The organism is Lentiprolixibacter sp., from assembly GCF_982873095.1.
The window spans coordinates 1-2,274 of sequence record NZ_CEYNTP010000337.1 but is presented as its reverse complement, the minus strand read 5'-3'; the positions used below and the strand labels follow the sequence as shown (position 1 = coordinate 2,274).

Genomic DNA, 2,274 nt, shown 5'->3' with positions numbered 1-2,274 from the left:
ACACCGGAGGCGCCCAACTACGATCTGCCCGAAGGTCCTAAACAAGTGATGGCTTTTGGAAAGTTTGGTACGTACAAGAAAGTGGAAATCCTGATTGAAGCGATAGAAATGATACGTAACCGATCCGATCTGGATATGGAAATAGTTATCGCCGGTACGGATAGTCCCAATACCCCCGGGTATTTGGAAGGTGTTGCAAAGCAGTATTCCCATGTGGAAGGCTTGAAATTCACTGGTTATGTTGCTGAGGAAGACGTGCCTGGTTTATTTCAGGAAAGCGCAGTAACGGTGTTCCCTTACACCAGTACTACCGGAAGTTCCGGGGTACTCCACCAGGCAGGCTGTTATGGAAAGGCTGCTGTTTTGCCGGACCTGGGGGACTTAAGTCACCTGATCCAGGATGAGGGGTATGCCGGAGAATTCTTCGACCCTACTGATGTGGCTTCACTGGCCGATGCCATTGAAAAAGTATTGGACAACGATGCTTACCGTATTCACCTTGGTAAGACCAATTATGAGGCGGCCTGTGCCATTCCTATGTCGCGCATAGCAGCCATGTACCTGGAGTATTTCAAGGCGATACAATTCACAAAACTAACCGGATTTGATCTGAACTTGCCCAAAAGTGAACAAGTTTTGGCTGAGAAGCACTAAGATTTTTGGTTAGGTTAAGTGGAAAAGGGGTGATAGCCAGGTTGCTGTCCCCCTTTTTTTATTTGCCCTCTATAAGAGCAAAGGCCGGCTTTGGTGACCCGTCCATTCGGATTAGGCCAAAGTATTTTTGGCGGGCTTTTCTCCAGGGCAGTTTCCCTACCACCTGGTCCGGGATGTCCTCAAAATCATGTAAGGTCCAGAAGAGTGCGGGGATCTGCAATTGATTGATGGAGGTGATCATTTCCTGGTAATATTTGGCCTGTTTCTCCTCGGAACCTGTATACAAATTAGCAATGCCACTATAGGACGAATACCCGAATTCCCCCAATAGGATCTCCTTATCCCCCACAACTTCCTTTAATGCTGAGAAAGCTTGTTGAAAATCTGCGGGGTCCTCGTAGTAATGGAAGGAGATAAAATCCACCTCTTCCTGTAATTCCCGGGCGGCCACAGGATTGGACCAGCCGATCGTCACCGGATGGTAAGGATCCCAGGTTTTTAACTGACGGACCATTTCACTTAACCAGGCCAAAACACGTTGTTTGCCCCTGTTTTTGAAATCCAGGTCTGGCTCGTTTTTTATATCCCAGGCCATTAAGGCGGGGTGGTCTTTTACAGAATTTACAATGGTCTCAGCGTGACGGTGCGTTAAGGTCCAGTCGGGCAGGTCGTAATTGCCATAGAAGTCGAAGAGGGTTATGATCACTTTAACCTCGAAGGCATGAGCCAGATCCAAAAACGCTGCCAGTCGTTCCAGCTCGTCGGTATTCACGGCGGCCTTTCCAAACACAGCATAGGGAATAAAAATACGCAGGGTGTTGAGCTTTTTTGCTGCGATCAATCGTAAGTCCTCTGCCACTGCCAAAGTATCCAATTCCTGTTCAAAGAGTTGCCAGGGTTGAGACTTGGGGTAGTAGTTGATGCCAAAGGTGTTGTCCAGCCTGATATGGGGTGCTTTTGGTTGTTCTGATTTCCCTGTCACGGTCCTTTTTTCCAGAGCTTGCAGGTGGCGAATCCGCCAAAAACCATCCTCCAGCAACATAACCACTCGATAGGTAGTGCTATCGCGGTAGCGATAAACCAATTCTTGCCCTTCAAATAATTCGTGGATACCGGTAACCCCACTATCTGTGAAGGAAACCAATTTACCGTCTGCACTGTAGAAATCGAGATGCAGTTCGTGATTAATTGTGGTGCTGTTTATGGTGATATTGCGTGTGGCATTATCCCTTATCATTGCCCTTAGCTTGGTTCGCATACTATCCGTGTAGTAATCGTCCAGGCCATAGGGGTCATTGTTTTTCAGGGCTACAGAACGCACATACCATGCCTTCAGATAGTCTTCTTCAATATCGCTGAGGGTTTGTTCCGGCATTTTCCGGCCTTCATTCTCCAGGGGCGACCAGTTTACACTCGGGAGGTAGACCTGTTCCAGTTCCATACCGAGATGCAGGATGGAAGACCGTTCTGCACCCGTGTTGAGGTAGGCAATTACCGAACCTATACCCATCAGGATAAGGGCATTGACCCCTATAAAGGAGACCAAAAGCAGGCTGCGGTAAACATGTTTATTCCACCTGGTCATTTGTTGGATGTATAGTTATATTTCTGAGGATGCCC

General features: G+C 47.8%; 2 protein-coding genes. One reads left to right on the top strand and one right to left on the bottom strand.

The window, feature by feature from the left end:
- The coding region (locus AC4E7D_RS14090) for a glycosyltransferase (protein WP_490174412.1) at window positions 1-654 on the top strand (654 nt) is incomplete at its 5' end.
- A gap of 58 nt (window positions 655-712) precedes the next feature.
- Here the strand turns inward: AC4E7D_RS14090 and AC4E7D_RS14085 are convergent.
- Window positions 713-2,239, bottom strand: a complete 1,527-nt coding sequence (locus AC4E7D_RS14085; protein ID WP_490174411.1) for a cellulase family glycosylhydrolase — start codon at window positions 2,237-2,239, stop codon at window positions 713-715.
- Window positions 2,240-2,274: the final 35 nt, after the last annotated feature.

Excerpts from the sequence above, each read along its gene's own strand:
- AC4E7D_RS14085 (WP_490174411.1), bottom strand. The coding sequence starts at position 2,239 with ATGACCAGGTGGAATAAACATGTTTACCGCAGCCTGCTTTTGGTCTCC.